Source organism: Aeromonas veronii, assembly GCA_041319085.1.
GTDB lineage: Bacteria > Pseudomonadota > Gammaproteobacteria > Enterobacterales > Aeromonadaceae > Aeromonas > Aeromonas veronii_F.
Window position 1 is genome coordinate 3,342,328 of record CP101033.1, and the last position, 14,879, is coordinate 3,357,206.

Here is a 14,879-nt window from a genome sequence, read left to right on the forward strand (position 1 = left end):
CCAGTGTTTCCAATGCCTGTTGTGTCAAAAGACCGCGCCTTTTCAAATCGGTTGTATCTGTCATGACAGTTTTTCCAATGCTTGCTGCGCCGCGGCCTGTTCGGCCTTGCGACGACTGGTGCCGACCCCTTTGATCGGACCATCCAGACCTTCCACGTCACACTGGACAGTGAACTCCTGGTTGTGGGCCTCGCCCTTGACGTTGGTCACGGTGTAGGTCGGCAGGGATTTGCGGCTTCCCTGCAAAATTTCTTGCAGACGGGTCTTGGGATCTTTCTGCTCGATGCCCGGCTTGATGTCGTCCAGGCGGCTGGCGTACCAGCTCAGCAGCAGTATCCGCACTGTCTCAAGATTGGTATCCAGATAGACGGCACCGATCACCGCCTCGACCGTATCGGCCAGAATGGATTCGCGGCGAAAACCGCCGCTTTTCAGCTCGCCCGGCCCCAAGATCAGGTGATCCCCGAGGTCAAACTCCCGGCCCAGTTCGGCCAGCGTCTTCTCGCGCACCAGGGTGGCACGCATCCGGCTGAGATCCCCTTCCGCCGCTTGCGGGAAGCGGTGGAACAGATCATCGGCAATCACCAGACTCAAAATCGAGTCACCCAGAAATTCCAGTCGCTCATTGTGACGGGAACCGGCACTGCGGTGAGTCAACGCCCGGGTCAGCAGTTCCAGATCCGCAAAGACATGCCCGAGACGGGACTGCAGTCTGTTCATCTTGATATTCATTTACTTGATTCCGCCAATGCGGTTGAAGCGCACACCTGTCGGTACCCAGCTTGGCAGCAGGGAGCCCTCTTCGCGCTCGAATTCAAAACTTATCCAGATAGCGACCGCCTTGCCGACCAGATTCTGCTCGGGCACAAAGCCCCAGAAGCGGCTGTCGGTGCTGTTGTCACGGTTATCGCCCATCACGAAATACTGGCCTTCCGGCACCACCCACTCGTCGGGGTAGGTGCCGGGCTGGCGGTAGTAACGGCCAACCATGTCAGGCATCAGCGGGTTGCGCAGGGTCTGGTGGGAGACATCACCCAACTGCTCGGTATAGCGGTCAAGGGGGATCCCCATCTGGGTAAATTCGCCTCTTTGTTCAAACTTGACGTCGAGCTTCTTGAAGCCCGGGCACGTTTTCCCTTCCTGCTCCTCACACTTGGGCCGGATCATCAGCTCCTTGTTGCGATAGATGACCCGATCACCCGGCATGCCGACCACCCGCTTGATGTAGTCAACACGCGGTTCAAGAGGATACTTGAACACCACCACGTCGCCACGCTGGGGCTCGCCGGTCTCGAGGAACTTGGTGTTGGTCACCGGGTCCCGCAGACCGTAGGCAAATTTTTCCACCAGGATGAAGTCGCCCACCAGCAGGGTGGGCATCATGGAACCTGACGGGATCTGGAACGGTTCAAAAATGAACGAACGCAGGATCAGCACAAAGGTGATGACCGGGAAGACCCCGGCGGTCTGTTCAATCCAGACCGGCACGGGGGCCACCTTGGCCAGGGTCTTCTCATCCAGGTGGGCACCACCATGGGCACGGGCCACGGCAATCTTGGCGGCGCGCTGCTTGGACCAAATCATCTTGTCCAGACACCAGATAATACCGGTGATCGCACAGACCACCACCAGGATCAGGGAAAACGTGCTTGCCATCTATTATTAGTCCTTTCCGACGTGGAGAATCGCGAGGAAGGCTTCCTGCGGCACGTCTACACGGCCGACAGACTTCATCCGCTTCTTACCTTCTTTCTGCTTGTTCAGCAGCTTTTTCTTCCGGCTCACGTCACCGCCGTAACACTTGGCGGTCACGTCTTTACGCAGCGCCTTGACGGTACTACGGGCGATGATCTGGTTGCCGATGGAGGCCTGAATGGCGATGTCGAACATCTGGCGCGGGATCAGCTCACGCATCTTCTCAACCACCTGGCGACCGCGATACTGGGCGTTCTCCTTGTGGGTGATGATGGCCAGCGCGTCGACCCGCTCACCATTGATCATGATGTCCAGACGGACCATGTCAGAGGTTTCGAAGCGCTTGAAGCCGTAATCTAAAGAGGCGTAACCGCGACTGGTGGATTTCAGGCGGTCGAAGAAGTCGAGCACCACTTCTGCCATCGGGATTTCATAGGTCAGTGCCACCTGCTTACCGTGATAGACCATGTTGGTCTGCACGCCACGCTTCTCGATACAGAGGGTGATCACGTTGCCCATGTACTCCTGCGGCAACAGGATATGGCACTCGGCGATCGGCTCACGCATCTCTTTGATATTGTTGACCGCAGGCATCGCCGCCGGGCTATCGATGTGGATGGTCTCGCCGTTGTTCAGCTCGATTTCATAGACCACGGTCGGCGCCGTGGTGATCAGATCCAGATCGTATTCCCGCTCCAGACGCTCCTGAATGATCTCCATGTGCAGCATGCCGAGGAAGCCGCAACGGAAACCGAAGCCCAGCGCAGTGGAGCTCTCCGGTTCGAAGAACAGGGAAGCGTCGTTGAGCGACAGCTTGTCGAGGGCGTCACGGAACGACTCGTAGTCATCGCTGGAGATGGGGAACAGACCGGCATAGACCTGCGGCTTCACCTTCTTGAAACCGGCCAGCGCCTTGTCGGCACCGTTCTTGGCCTGGGTCAGGGTATCGCCCACCGGCGCGCCGTGGATGTCCTTGATACCGCAGACAACCCAACCTACCTCGCCGCAACCCAGACCCTGGGTATCCACCTGCTTGGGCGTGAAGATACCGATACGATCGACACCCCACACCTGACCGGTGCTCATCACTTTGATCTTGTCGTTCTTCTTCAGCGAACCGTTCTTGACCCGCACCAGAGAGACAACACCCAGATAGGAGTCGAACCAGGAGTCGATGATCAACGCCTGCAGCGGGGCATCCGGATCACCTTCCGGTGCCGGGATGCGGGCCACGATCTCTTCCAGCACCAGATCGACCCCCAGGCCGGTCTTGGCGGAGCAGCGTACCGCGTCCATCGCATCGATGCCGACGATGTCTTCGATCTCCTCGGCAACCCGCTCCGGTTCTGCCGCAGGCAGGTCAATCTTGTTCAGCACCGGCACCACTTCCAGCTCCATTTCCATGGCGGTGTAGCAGTTGGCCAGAGTCTGTGCCTCAACCCCCTGGCCGGCATCCACCACCAGCAGCGCCCCTTCACAGGCCGCCAAAGAGCGGGAGACCTCGTAGGAGAAATCCACGTGGCCCGGGGTGTCGATAAAGTTCAGCTGGTAGGTGTTACCGTCTTGTGCCTGGTAGTTCAGGGTCACACTCTGTGCTTTGATAGTAATGCCGCGCTCGCGCTCCAGATCCATGGAGTCAAGCACCTGAGCCTGCATCTCGCGGTCGGACAAGCCACCGCAAGTCTGGATCAGACGGTCCGACAGGGTCGATTTACCGTGGTCGATGTGCGCAATAATCGAAAAGTTACGAATGTGTTTCATCGAGCAAGAGTCACTCAAAATTAGTTAAGGTCAGTTATGGAGGCGCGATTTTACTGGATAACCCGGCTGACGGCCATTCTTTAGTCGCCAGCGCCAGTGAAATAGCGCCTGTTCAATCAGGGGAGGATGCGGACAGGGACTACCACGCCGAGCATCTGCGGGCCGTAGCGCCCCTGATCCAGGCGGTTGGAAAAGTAACGAACCAGTAAAAAGCCCAGCACGCCCCCCAGCAGGCAGCAGAGAATGGTCACCCCCTCCCCGCCCGAGAGCAGCGGTGCCAGCCATAGCTGCCCCAGCAAGGCGCCGGCCAACAGACAGAACAGCGGCAACACATAGACCAGCGCAGCCCCACGCAGCAGACTCGTCTGCGGGATACCGAGCCTCACTTGTTGGCCAACCTGCACCTCGGCGGTCAGCCTGACCCGTAAGCGGGGAGCTTTCAGGGGAAATGCCTTGGCCACGGTGCCAGTACCGCAACTGGATTGCTGCTGGCAACCACTGCAAGCGGAGCGCCGCTCGCACTCCACCCAGGCATGGTCACCCTCAATGGCCACTACGGTCGCCATCTCTTCACTCATCTCATTCACGGCAACACCTCGTGCTCATGCAATGGGGATCTGAACACGACTCACAGCCAACGGCAAGCTACGCACCACTGTCAGCCCAGAACATGGACTCACTGCACGGCCTCGTTGCGAGCCAGCGGCTGGACCGACTCGGCGATGCGCTTGGCGGTCTCGGCAGGCACCTCCCCCACCACAGTGATCTCGACCCCCACCTCGTTGACATAGCTCACCAGCGAGGTCGCGCCCTGGCGGATCAGCTGCTGGCGTACCGCCTGCTTGGGATCTACGCGGGAGACATAGACCGAGAGATCCACCAACCCGTCGGAGAGCATCATGTAATCCACCGGCATACTGGTGGTCACCAACTGGTGCCGGTCTTGCGACAGCACCTTGAAGCCATCGGGCAGCCAAGTGATCTGCCAGTTCAGCTGCTGTTGCGGCGCCGGGTAGGCATCCTCCAGCGCCAGCGCCGGGGGTTGCTTGCTGTTGGCCAGCGTCACCAGCCAAGGGGCCGGTTTGCTCTGCAGATCCAGCTCGACACCGAGCACCTGTTCCACCAGATTGCCTTCCCGCTCGACCATGTCGATCCGCAGCAGCAAGTGGCTCTGCTCGTCAATCCAGAGCACGAAACCATATTTGTCGGCCTCTTTAGGCACCAGCCTCACCACCTGCGCCACCACACCGGCGACCCGGCTGCGACCCGCCAGCACAGGATCATAGCTCTCCAGCACCTGCGCCAGCGGCATCTTCACCAGGGTCGACCAGATGCCGGGGAAGCGGGCATCCTTCAGGGTGTAGGGATCGTGGCTGTTTTCAAAGAAGGTGTACTCGTTCTGGCGCTGGAGATACTCGATCGCCTTGCCGTCGAGGTAACTGAGGTGGGCCACTTCCTTGCCGTTGATCACGGCATGGCTGATCCGGATCGGTTCAAGACGCCCCTGACGGGCCTTGACCATGGACAACTCGAAATTCTGTTGCTGCACGGCACTCTGCATCTGCTGCAACAAGGCCTCGGCCGACTTATCGTCGGCCGAGGCCTTGGCACTGATCAGCAGGAGAGAGGCCAGCAAAATACGGCTAGGCTGGCGCACGTTAGTATCCCTGACAATTCGTTATTGTTGGATCTGTCTGTCTTGCAGCAGGCGTTGCTGCAACTGGTGGTCACGCAGGAAAGCATTGATGCGCTCACGCTGCTCCTGCATCTGCTGCTCGGTCAGCCCTTGCTGACGGGCACGGGCGCCATCCTGTTGCGGATAGTGAACACTCACCGGCGCCGCACTGCCACCGACAGGAATGGTATTGAGCACCGGATTGGCCGGTACGCCACCCTGCCCCTGATACTGCTGCACCCCGAAGATAACGGCAGCGGCCACAGATGCTGCAATGGCATATTGACCCAACTGCTGACCGACCCGGCGGAACAACGGAATCACATTAGAATCTGTCTTGACCGGTGCAACGACAGGTTGCAGCACGGGAGCCGTCTCAACCGGCTTGGGAGCCAGGATGGTGGGCTCATCCTCCAGCGCAGCCATGATGCTGTCACAGAGATCCAGTTGCAGCTTGACCGACAGGTCACCCCGCATGGCATCGCCGATCAGGTGGTAACGACCCCAGGTATCTTGCAAGTCGGAGTCCATCACCAACTCGTTCAGTACCTCTGCGTCACATAGGTCACCATCCATCAGGGCAGAGATTTGCTCTTTATTTGCCATAAGTTAACCCGTCTTTCCCCAGTTAATTCTCGATCAGAGGTTGCAGCTTTTTATCGATTGCTTCCCTCGCCCGGAAGATACGGGATCTGACCGTACCCACAGGGCAATCCATGATTTCGGCAATCTCTTCGTAGCTCAGCCCTTCCAGTTCGCGGAGGGTGATCGCTGTCCTCAGGTCTTCCGGCAATGCGTCTATGGCTGAAAACACGGTGCGCTTGATCTCGTCAGTCAGCACCAAGTTTTCGGGGGTTGAGACCTCTTGCAAGGCTTCACCACCACCATAAGACTCCGCTTCGTCAGCCTCCACATCACTGCTGGGCGGCCTGCGCCCTTGGGAGGACAGATAATTCTTCGCCGTGTTTACGGCAATTCGGTACAACCAGGTGTAAAAAGCACTTTCGCCACGGAATGTCGGCAATGCCCGGTAGGCTTTTATAAAGGCCTCTTGCGCCACATCGGGCACATCACCGGGATTGTTGACATACCTGGCAACCAGGTTGACCACCTTATGCTGGTATTTTTTTACCAACAGGTTGAAAGCTGCTTTATCGCCGCGCTGGACCCGTTCAACCAGCTGTTCGTCCAGTAGATTCTGGTCGCTCATCAGAGCCGTAAAACCCCCATCAGGTTATCGTTCTTCTTTTCCGGCCCTTCCTACTAGCGCACAAGTTCAGACAGGGAGAATCAGAGAAAGTTCGCTTCAATTGAAAAAAATGTGATGCAGGCTGCATCATCGCCCTCGCTTGGGCTACCATGGTGCCAGTTCTTAATCCAGGCTAATGATACTTATGAAAGCAAGTGTTGAATACCTTTGCGATGTGCTGATCATTGGCAGCGGTGCCGCTGGTCTGTCCCTCGCGTTGCGATTGGCAGACCACGCCAAAGTCCTGGTTCTGAGCAAGGGGCCCATCAGTGAAGGGGCCACTCTCTATGCGCAAGGAGGCATCGCTGCCGTTTTCGACGAAACCGACAGCATCGAATCCCACGTGAGCGACACGCTCAACGCCGGCGCAGGGTTGTGTGACCCGGCGGTGGTGGAGTTCACCGCTCGCCACGCCCGCGAGTCCATCCAGTGGCTGATTCAGCAAGGCGTCCCCTTCGATCAGGAGGAGAACGCCAACGGTGAATCCCACTATCACCTGACCCGCGAAGGGGGCCACAGCCATCGCCGCATCTTCCACGCGGCCGACGCCACCGGCAAAGCAGTGCAGCTCACCCTGATCGATCAGGTTCGCGCTCACCCCAATATCCAGCTGATGGAACGCTTCAACGCGGTCGACCTCATCACCACCCGCAAGCTCAACCTGCCGGGCAACAAGGTGCTGGGGGCCTATGTCTGGAACCGCAACGCCGAACAGGTCGAAGTGGTTCGCGCCCGCTTCGTGGCGCTGGCGACCGGTGGCGCCTCCAAGGTCTACCAATACACCTCCAACCCGGATGTGAGCTCTGGCGATGGTATCGCCATGGCATGGCGGGCCGGTTGCCGGGTGGCGAACCTGGAGTTCAACCAGTTCCACCCCACCAGCCTGTTCCATCCGGATGACCCCAACTTCCTGCTGACAGAAGCGCTGCGTGGCGAGGGGGCCTATCTGCGCCGCCCGGACGGCAGCCGCTTTATGACGGAGTTTGACGAGCGGGCCGAGCTGGCGCCGCGCGATATCGTCGCCCGTGCCATCGACCACGAGATGAAGCGGCTTGGGGCGGATTGCATGTATCTGGACATCAGCCACAAACCGGCCGATTTCATCATCAAGCACTTCCCGACCATTTATGAGCGTTGCCTTGCGGTCGGCATCGACATCACCAAGGAGCCGATGCCCATCGTGCCAGCTGCTCACTACACCTGTGGTGGCGTGATGATCGACAACAACGGCCAGACCGATATCCCCGGCCTCTACGCCATCGGTGAAGTGACCTATACCGGTCTGCACGGCGCCAACCGCATGGCCTCCAACTCCCTGCTGGAATGCGTGGTCTATGCCCATCAGGCGGGGGCCGATATTCTGGCCAAGCTGCCGATGAGCGTGGAGCCGCCGCGCCTGCCGGTGTGGGACGAGAGCAAAGTGGAAGATTCTGACGAACTGGTGGTGATCCAGCACAACTGGCACGAACTGCGGTTGATGATGTGGGACTACGTGGGGATTGTGCGTACCAACAAACGCCTGGCCCGCGCCAAGCGCCGCATCGACCTGCTCAAGCAGGAGGTGCAGGAGTACTACGCCAACTTCCGCGTCTCCAACAACCTGCTGGAGCTGCGCAACCTGCTGCAGGTGGCCGAGCTTATCGTCAACTGCGCCCTGCAGCGCAAGGAGTCCCGCGGCCTGCACTACAACCTGGATCATCCGGATATGCTGCCGGACTCCAAACCGACCGTGCTGACCCCGGAGCGGGATTAATCCCCCTTCCTGCCAAGCGTTGCAGCTATCAGTGACCCCGCCATGGCGGGGTCACTTGTTTTCAACCGCTTTTCAGCCACAAAAAGAGCGCAGCCAGCCGCATGGCTGCGGCTTATCGCGATAAATCAGCGCATGGTCATCACGGGAAGCAGGCGTCAGCGCCGGGACGGCAGAAAGTGGATGGCTCGCGCCAGCAGGCGGTAATGTTCGGGGGGAAAGGCGTCGGAGAAGAGCCACAGTTGCCGTGGCGACACTGATTCACTCTCTTGCGGCTCGGGGCAAAGCACCAGCCTGAGCACGCCGGGCAGAATGCGGCTTTTCTTGCCGAGCTGATAGCGGCGACCTTGCCACTGTAGCCACTGGCCATCCCAGACAAGCTCGAACGGGGGCTCGGCGAGCGCGCGCCAACTCAGCCAGAGCGCCACCAGCCAGACAGGCAGCAACAACGCCCACTGCCAACCGGCAATCAGGCCTGCCACCGGCCAGAGCAGCAACAGAAAGAGGGCCACCAGCAAACATTGCTGATGGCGGGAGGGGTGAACCGTCATGATCACCCGCTCCACGGTATTACCCCTGGCTGTCGTGGCGCGCCTGATTGCGCTCCAGGATCATCGGGATCATGGCGGCAAATGCGGGATCGGCAGGGACACCATGACCCATGCACCATTTGAACAGATCCGGATCGTCGCTTGCCAGCAGGCGGATAAAGGTCTGCTGATCGGCTTCGCTCAGGGAGTCGAACTCGTGTTCGAAAAAGGGCATAAAGATCACATCCAGCTCGAGCATGCCGCGACGGCAAGCCCACTTCAGGCGGGATTTTTCAACTGGGCTCAACATGGCACTCTCCTTACAAAGACCGGGGGATGGTACCAGCTGGATTTTCCGGCTGACAAACATTAGTTACGTCTTTACCATGCAGCTCACATACTTTCTCTCTGGAATACCATCGTGAGCCTGCAACCACCTGTTTTTCCTGCCGAGCCGACCCGCTTCTCTCTGACCAAGCTGGCCATCACCCGTATCAGCGGCCAGGATCGCGTCAAATATCTGCAAGGTCAGGTCACCTGTGATGTCAACGCCCTGCACCCGGGGCAACAGACCCCGGGTGGCCACTGTGATCCCAAGGGCAAGCTGTGGAGCAATTTCCGCCTGCTCTGCCTCGACGACAGCCTGCTGCTGCTGACCAGCCCGTCGGTGCTGGAGCGCCAGCTGCCGGAGCTGAAGAAATTTGCCGTCTTCTCCAAGGTCGAGATCGCCGCCGATGAGCGCCACGCCACCGGGATCGCCGGTACGGGCAGCGATGGGTGGATCGCCGCGCAGTTTGGTCTGGAGCAGAGCGGTCTTATCGACGGCGGCATGGCGGTGAAGATCGAACAGGATCGCTGGCTGCTGGTGAGCAATCAGCAAGCCGACGCCCTGCCGCAAGGTGACGAGCCACTCTGGTGGGGGCTCGAGATCAAGGCGGGTCTGCCGCACATGGAAGCTGTGCATCAGGGGGAGTTCATCCCGCAGATGCTCAACCTGCAGGCGCTGGACGGCATCAGCTTCAACAAGGGCTGCTACATGGGGCAGGAGACGGTAGCGCGCGCCAAGTATCGTGGCGCCAACAACCGCGCCCTGTTCTTGCTGGCGGGCACCACCGGCGAGCCGGTCGCCAGCGGCGATACCCTTGAGCTGCAACTGGGTGACAACTGGCGCCGTAGCGGCATGGTGCTCAACGCCTGGCAACAGGCTGGGCAGGTGTGGCTCACCGCCGTATTGCCGAAAGATACCGAGGCTGACGCCCAATTCCGCCTCAAGCAGGACGAAGGCTCCCGCCTCACCCTGCAACCACTGCCTTACCAACTGACCGAGTAAGGTCGGCTAGCGAGGCACCCGCGCCAGCAGTGCCTCCTTCAGCCAGCGTCCCGCCTGCCCCAGCGGGCGGGCGCGATGCCACTGTAACTCCAGCGCCAGCGCGTGGCTGGCGATAAAGTCCGGCTCCAGCACCACCACTTCACCCCGCTTCAGCGGTTGATGCAGCAGAAATTCCGGAATGGCGGACCAGCCAAGGCCCCGCTTGACCAGCTCCAGCACCCCGAGATCCCCCTCGACCCACCACACCTGAGCCGAGATACGAAAACGCTGGCGCTCGCTCCCTTCCCGTCGGCCGGTCACCATCAGCTGGCGTGCCCCCTGCAGATCGACCTCCCGCAGCGGCTGCTTGCGGGCCAGCGGATGATCCGGTGACACCACCAGCGGCATGGTCACCTCCCCCAGCGAACGGGCGACAATCTCCCGCTGAGGGTGCACCTTCTGATAGCTGATACCGAGCTGGGCCCGGCCAGTCACCAGCATCTCGGTCACATCCTCCATCAGCGGGAAGAGCAGCTCCAGCTCCACGGTCGGATAGCGAGTGGCAAACGCCTCCAGCAGGGTGCCGAGCCAGGGGAGGTGGGAGTCATCATCGATGGCCAGGGTGAGGCGCGTCTCCACCCCGGCCGCCAGCTCCCCGGCAATGGATTGCAACCGTTCACTCTGCGCCAGCAGGATCCCCGCCTCCTGCACCATGCGGGCCCCCGCCTCCGTCAGCTGCGGATAACGACCGCTGCGGTCAAACAGGGTGAGTGCCAAGTCGATCTCCAGATTGGCGATGGCGCTGCTCACCACCGACTGCGCCTTGCACAGCTTGCGGGCAGCAGCGGAAAACGAACCTGTTTCGGCAGCGGCCAGCAATATCCTCAGTTGTTCCAGTGATGGCGTCATCTTATGGCCCTCCGGCAAGTCGTCTCATCTATCTATTTTAGCGATGGATACCAACATGAATCTATCGCGAAAATTCTATATATTAACCCGTAATTCGTGAATGAACCTGATTGAGAGTGTGACTTATGCGTACCCGTAACGATCGCCTGCGCCATGCCATTGGCTTTGAACTGATCGGCCTGCTGATTGCCGCCCCGCTGGCCAGCTGGGTTACCGGGGTCGGGCTCAACCATATGGGCCCGCTGGCCCTGTTCTTCTCGGTGCTAGCCACGGTCTGGAACTACATCTACAACATCGGGGTCGACAAGCTGCTGCTGAAGTATCAGGGCCATACCCACAAGACCCTGTGGCAACGGGTGCTGCATACCTTCGGCTTTGAGGGCGGTCTGTTGATCGTCGCGCTGCCGGTCATGTCCTGGTGGCTGAGCGTCAGCCTGCTGGAGGCGCTGGTGCTGGATCTGGGCTTCGTCGCCTTCTACCTGATCTACGCCTTCGTCTACAACTGGGGTTATGACAAGGTGTTCCCCATCCCTCGCGAAGTGCCGCACGGCATGCCACAAGAGGTGCGTTAAGGCACGAATCGGGTGGGCCGGAACCGAGAAGTGAAGATCAACAAGGAAAGGCTACAGAAGAAACGACACGGCACCATCATGGCAGACATGATGGTGCCGCAAGAGGGATCAGTAGTGGCAGGCCGGCTGATTCAGAGGTAAGGATTCAGGCCTGCCCGTTGCTCAGGCCTGGGCCTTGAGCTCTTCGCCGCTCTCGTCGGCAGCTGCAGCCTCTTCAGGCTGGATCTGAGCAGCCTGCAGCGCTTCCAGTTCACTCTGATAATCGTTCAGGAGCTGCTGGGCGACCGCCATATCTCCCTTGTGTTTGCGCTCGAACAGATGGTGCTGCACCACGCCGTTGAGATACTCCACCGTGATGGGCTGCTCCAGGGTGGCCATCAGCTCCTCTTTCTCCAGCTCGGCATTGATTTCATCGGCGGTCGTGCGCAGCAGCCCGGCCAATTGAACCAACATGCGGCGCTCACCTTCGCGCAGCAGGCTCAACATGCGGTTTCTCTGCTGCTCATTCTGTTGGGTCATACATTTCCTTACGTCAATGGGGAACAAGCCCGCTCATTCTGCCCTGTCCCCATGACAGCGTCTATCTCATGCCCTCCACTAATTTTTGGCGCTGGCTCACAAATGGCTACAGATGCTATTTGAAGCGGCTCTGGGGTATAGTAGCCGCTGATTTTCGGGCGCTTTTTCACCTTCATCCGCAAGACAGGGATGACACGGCAAGGGCGCCTGCCCGGTTTACCCCAACGAGGTGAAGATCCACTTTATGACCGACGCCATTGTGGTGCTCTGCACCTGCCCAGATCAAACCAGTGCTGACCTTCTCTGCGAACAGCTGCTGAACCAGCGTCTGGCCGCCTGCATCAATCAGCTGCCGGACGTCACCTCCGTCTATCGCTGGCAAGGCAAGGTGGAGCGCGCCACCGAGATCCAGCTCATCATCAAATCTCGCCAGCCGCTCTTTGCCGAGCTGCGGGCATGCATTAAAGCCCATCACCCCTATGAGGTGCCCGAGCTGCTGGCCCTGCCGGTAAGTGCCGGACTACCCGCCTATCTCGACTGGCTGAATAGGGAGACCTCATGACGTTCACCCGCGTGATCTCTCCCTTGCTGCTGCTCTGTGCCCTGTTGATGACCGCGGTGGGCAGCTCCCCGGCCCACGCCAACGGCGCCGATCTGCTCAGCTCGCTGGGCATTGACGCCAACGCCAAACCCAAGTTTTTGCAGGTCGATGAAGCCTTTCAAATTGAGAGCAAACAGCGCGGCGATCAGCTGCTGCTGACCCTCCATATCGCAGACGACTACTACCTCTATCGCCACAGCCTGCGCTTCAAGGGGAACAATCTCAGCTTCAGCGAGCCGACCCTGCCGGAAGGGGCCGAGCACGAGGATGACTTCTTCGGCAAGACCCAGGTCTACTACCAGCAGGTAAGCATCGTGGTGCCGCTAAAAGAAGTGGGCGAAAACGCCACCCTGCGGGTGCGCTATCAGGGCTGTACCGACGGCCTCTGCTATCCGCCGACCGACAAGCTGATCGATGTGGCCCCGCTGGCTGCGGCAACCACAGCGTCCACTGCTGAAACGGCACAAAGCGTCGCACCAGTTAGCCAGCAGGATCAGCTGGCCGCCGCCCTCGGCCATCAGGGGTTCTGGCTCAGTGTCGTCGCCTTCTTCGCGCTGGGGCTGGGGCTCGCCTTCACCCCCTGCGTGTTCCCCATGTACCCGATCCTGACTGGCATCATCGCCGGCGCAGGTCATCGCCTCTCCACCGGCCGCGCCTTCCTGCTCTCCTTTGTCTATGTGCAGGGGATGGCGGTCACCTACACCTTGCTCGGACTGGTGGTCGCCTCGGCGGGCTTGAAATTTCAGGCGGCGCTGCAACACCCCTATGTGCTGATCGGCCTCTCGGGGATGTTCGTGCTGCTGGCCCTCTCCATGTTCGGGCTCTATACCCTGCAACTGCCGAGCAGTTTGCAAACCCGCCTCTCCGGCCTCTCCAACCGCCAACAGGGCGGATCTGTGGTCGGGGTCGCCATCATGGGGATGATCTCCGGGCTGGTCTGCTCCCCTTGCACCACGGCGCCGCTCTCGGGGGCGCTGATCTACGTGGCCCAGAGCGGCGATCTCTGGCTCGGCGGCGCGGCGCTCTATGCGCTGTCGCTCGGGATGGGGCTGCCGCTGCTGCTGCTCGGCACCTCGGGGGGCAAGCTGCTGCCCAAGGCGGGCGCCTGGATGGATGTGATCAAGCAGCTGTTTGGCTTTGCCCTGCTGGCGGTACCGATCCTGCTGCTGTCGCGGCTATGGAGCGATCAGATTGCGACCCTCGCCTGGCTCGGCTGGGGGCTGCTGCTGTGCGGCTATCTCTATCACCACAACCAGCACCAGCCCCACTCGGTGGCCAAGAGCCTGCGCGGTTTCGTGCTGTTGCTGGCGATGATCAGTGCCGTGGTGGTGGGCAAGGATCTGCTGCAACCGGCCGCCCCTGCTGCCGTCACGGCGGATGCCGGTCAAACGGCGCCGCAGTTTATCCGCATCAAGACGCTGGATGATCTCAAGGTGCAGCTGGCCGCCGCCCGCGGTAAGCCGGTGCTGCTCGACCTCTACGCCGACTGGTGCGTCGCCTGCAAGGAGTTCGAGCACAAGACCTTCAGCGACCCGGCGGTGAGGGCGCGCTTCGGCCAGATGGTGCTGTTGCAGGCAGACGTCACTGCCAACGACGATGCCGATATCGAGCTGCTCAACAGCCTCAATGTGCTGGGGCTGCCGACCCTCATCTTCTTCGATCGCGTGGGCAAGGAGCTGACAGGGCAGCGGGTCACCGGCTTTATGGGACCTATCCCCTTTGCCAAACATCTCGAGATGGTAAGTGATGCACACTGAGTTGCGTCGGCTGCAGACAAGCGATGCACCAGCCTTGCAGCGGCTGTTCGAGCAGGCCCCCTCCTATCAGGCGGCGGTGAGCAATGACCCTCTCTCTGCACAGGCAGGAGAAGAGGAACTTGTCGCCTGCCCACCCGGCCTGCCTCTCTCCGACAAACATCTCATCGGCCGCTGGGAGGAGGGAGCGCTGACTGCGGTGGTGGATCTGCTGCGCGGCTATCCCGACCCGACCACCGCCTATCTGGGGTTGTTGCTGGTAGGGGAACCCTGGCAAGGGGCTGGCCGGGGGCAGGCGCTCTATCGCCACGCCTGCTCGCTGGCGCGCTCATGGGGAGCCACCCGACTTCGCCTGTCGGTCATTGCCAGCAATGAATCCGCACTCTCTTTTTGGCAGCGCAGAGGGTTCACCGAGTGCTATCGTCGCGAGCTGGCCGGCTATCGGGCCGAGGCCATCGTGCTGGAACGCGCACTGGAACCGTGAGCCGAGGTTTGCCACCGCCCGTTCGCGTGGCACAATCTGCCCTCCCGTTTTGCTCTTTTTGCACCTGTTCG

Annotated in this window: 17 protein-coding genes; 6 read left to right on the forward strand and 11 right to left on the reverse strand. The window is 60.3% G+C overall.

The window, feature by feature from the left end:
* Positions 1-60: 60 nt before the first annotated feature.
* From rnc to rpoE, 7 genes are all read right to left on the reverse strand, one after another.
* A complete protein-coding gene (rnc, locus tag NMD14_15770; protein XEI32193.1) occupies positions 61-732 on the reverse strand; it encodes a ribonuclease III in 672 nt (223 codons plus the stop codon).
* A complete protein-coding gene (lepB, locus tag NMD14_15775) occupies positions 733-1,656 on the reverse strand; it encodes a signal peptidase I (GenBank protein ID XEI32194.1) in 924 nt (307 codons plus the stop codon). It abuts the gene before it with no gap.
* A gap of 6 nt (positions 1,657-1,662) precedes the next feature.
* Positions 1,663-3,456: a translation elongation factor 4 gene (gene lepA, locus NMD14_15780; GenBank protein XEI32195.1), complete on the reverse strand. Its 1,794-nt coding sequence runs from the start codon at positions 3,454-3,456 to the stop codon at positions 1,663-1,665.
* Positions 3,457-3,572: 116 nt separating this feature from the next.
* Positions 3,573-4,034, reverse strand: a complete 462-nt coding sequence (locus tag NMD14_15785; GenBank protein XEI34784.1) for a SoxR reducing system RseC family protein — start codon at positions 4,032-4,034, stop codon at positions 3,573-3,575.
* 98 nt (positions 4,035-4,132) lie between these two features.
* Positions 4,133-5,113, reverse strand: a complete 981-nt coding sequence (locus tag NMD14_15790; GenBank protein ID XEI32196.1) for a MucB/RseB C-terminal domain-containing protein — start codon at positions 5,111-5,113, stop codon at positions 4,133-4,135.
* Positions 5,114-5,134: 21 nt separating this feature from the next.
* Positions 5,135-5,737 (reverse strand): RseA family anti-sigma factor, encoded by a 603-nt coding sequence (locus NMD14_15795; protein ID XEI32197.1) that lies wholly within the window; start codon positions 5,735-5,737, stop codon positions 5,135-5,137.
* Positions 5,738-5,759: 22 nt separating this feature from the next.
* Positions 5,760-6,341 (reverse strand): RNA polymerase sigma factor RpoE, encoded by a 582-nt coding sequence (gene rpoE / locus NMD14_15800; GenBank protein ID XEI32198.1) that lies wholly within the window; start codon positions 6,339-6,341, stop codon positions 5,760-5,762.
* A gap of 184 nt (positions 6,342-6,525) precedes the next feature.
* On the opposite strand from rpoE, the gene nadB reads away from it, so the two are divergent.
* The gene (gene nadB, locus NMD14_15805; protein ID XEI32199.1) at positions 6,526-8,133 is read left to right on the forward strand and encodes an L-aspartate oxidase; all 1,608 of its coding nucleotides are present in this window, start codon (positions 6,526-6,528) and stop codon (positions 8,131-8,133) included.
* 155 nt (positions 8,134-8,288) lie between these two features.
* On the opposite strand, the gene NMD14_15810 is transcribed toward nadB, so the two are convergent.
* Positions 8,289-8,681, reverse strand: a complete 393-nt coding sequence (locus tag NMD14_15810; GenBank protein ID XEI32200.1) for a hypothetical protein — start codon at positions 8,679-8,681, stop codon at positions 8,289-8,291.
* A 19-nt stretch (positions 8,682-8,700) separates the two neighbouring features.
* Positions 8,701-8,970 (reverse strand): succinate dehydrogenase assembly factor 2, encoded by a 270-nt coding sequence (locus tag NMD14_15815; GenBank protein XEI32201.1) that lies wholly within the window; start codon positions 8,968-8,970, stop codon positions 8,701-8,703.
* Between the two features lie 111 nt (positions 8,971-9,081).
* Between NMD14_15815 and ygfZ the strand changes: the two genes are divergently transcribed.
* A complete protein-coding gene (gene ygfZ, locus NMD14_15820; GenBank protein XEI32202.1) occupies positions 9,082-9,990 on the forward strand; it encodes a tRNA-modifying protein YgfZ in 909 nt (302 codons plus the stop codon).
* Between the two features lie 6 nt (positions 9,991-9,996).
* On the opposite strand, the gene NMD14_15825 is transcribed toward ygfZ, so the two are convergent.
* Entirely contained in the window at positions 9,997-10,878 is an 882-nt protein-coding gene (locus NMD14_15825; GenBank protein ID XEI32203.1) for a LysR family transcriptional regulator, read from the reverse strand.
* A 125-nt stretch (positions 10,879-11,003) separates the two neighbouring features.
* Between NMD14_15825 and NMD14_15830 the strand changes: the two genes are divergently transcribed.
* A complete protein-coding gene (locus NMD14_15830; GenBank protein XEI32204.1) occupies positions 11,004-11,450 on the forward strand; it encodes a PACE efflux transporter in 447 nt (148 codons plus the stop codon).
* 162 nt (positions 11,451-11,612) lie between these two features.
* Here NMD14_15830 and NMD14_15835 read toward each other — a convergent pair whose 3' ends face one another.
* Positions 11,613-11,969: a hypothetical protein gene (locus NMD14_15835; GenBank protein ID XEI32205.1), complete on the reverse strand. Its 357-nt coding sequence runs from the start codon at positions 11,967-11,969 to the stop codon at positions 11,613-11,615.
* A 244-nt stretch (positions 11,970-12,213) separates the two neighbouring features.
* Here NMD14_15835 and NMD14_15840 point away from each other — a divergent pair, with 244 nt between their 5' ends.
* Genes NMD14_15840 through NMD14_15850 form a run of 3 tightly spaced genes read left to right on the forward strand, consistent with a single transcriptional unit; the run spans position 12,214 to position 14,808 of the window.
* Complete coding sequence (locus NMD14_15840; protein XEI32206.1) at positions 12,214-12,531, forward strand: divalent-cation tolerance protein CutA; 318 nt, start codon at positions 12,214-12,216, stop codon at positions 12,529-12,531.
* The gene (locus NMD14_15845) at positions 12,528-14,327 is read left to right on the forward strand and encodes a protein-disulfide reductase DsbD (protein XEI32207.1); all 1,800 of its coding nucleotides are present in this window, start codon (positions 12,528-12,530) and stop codon (positions 14,325-14,327) included. The genes NMD14_15840 and NMD14_15845 overlap by 4 nt, the downstream gene beginning before the upstream one ends.
* Positions 14,317-14,808, forward strand: coding sequence for a GNAT family N-acetyltransferase (locus NMD14_15850; GenBank protein XEI32208.1), 492 nt, complete (start codon positions 14,317-14,319; stop codon positions 14,806-14,808). Before NMD14_15845 ends, NMD14_15850 begins: the two co-directional genes overlap by 11 nt.
* Positions 14,809-14,879: the final 71 nt, after the last annotated feature.

Coding starts and splice junctions, on each gene's coding strand:
- rnc (XEI32193.1), bottom strand. CDS start 732: ATGAATATCAAGATGAACAGACTGCAGTCCCGTCTCGGGCATGTCTTT.
- lepB (XEI32194.1), bottom strand. CDS start 1,656: ATGGCAAGCACGTTTTCCCTGATCCTGGTGGTGGTCTGTGCGATCACC.
- lepA (XEI32195.1), bottom strand. CDS start 3,456: ATGAAACACATTCGTAACTTTTCGATTATTGCGCACATCGACCACGGT.
- NMD14_15785 (XEI34784.1), bottom strand. CDS start 4,034: ATGAGTGAAGAGATGGCGACCGTAGTGGCCATTGAGGGTGACCATGCC.
- NMD14_15795 (XEI32197.1), bottom strand. CDS start 5,737: ATGGCAAATAAAGAGCAAATCTCTGCCCTGATGGATGGTGACCTATGT.
- rpoE (XEI32198.1), bottom strand. CDS start 6,341: ATGAGCGACCAGAATCTACTGGACGAACAGCTGGTTGAACGGGTCCAG.
- nadB (XEI32199.1), top strand. CDS start 6,526: ATGAAAGCAAGTGTTGAATACCTTTGCGATGTGCTGATCATTGGCAGC.
- NMD14_15810 (XEI32200.1), bottom strand. CDS start 8,681: ATGACGGTTCACCCCTCCCGCCATCAGCAATGTTTGCTGGTGGCCCTC.
- NMD14_15815 (XEI32201.1), bottom strand. CDS start 8,970: ATGTTGAGCCCAGTTGAAAAATCCCGCCTGAAGTGGGCTTGCCGTCGC.
- NMD14_15825 (XEI32203.1), bottom strand. CDS start 10,878: ATGACGCCATCACTGGAACAACTGAGGATATTGCTGGCCGCTGCCGAA.
- NMD14_15830 (XEI32204.1), top strand. CDS start 11,004: ATGCGTACCCGTAACGATCGCCTGCGCCATGCCATTGGCTTTGAACTG.
- NMD14_15835 (XEI32205.1), bottom strand. CDS start 11,969: ATGACCCAACAGAATGAGCAGCAGAGAAACCGCATGTTGAGCCTGCTG.
- NMD14_15840 (XEI32206.1), top strand. CDS start 12,214: ATGACCGACGCCATTGTGGTGCTCTGCACCTGCCCAGATCAAACCAGT.
- NMD14_15845 (XEI32207.1), top strand. CDS start 12,528: ATGACGTTCACCCGCGTGATCTCTCCCTTGCTGCTGCTCTGTGCCCTG.
- NMD14_15850 (XEI32208.1), top strand. CDS start 14,317: ATGCACACTGAGTTGCGTCGGCTGCAGACAAGCGATGCACCAGCCTTG.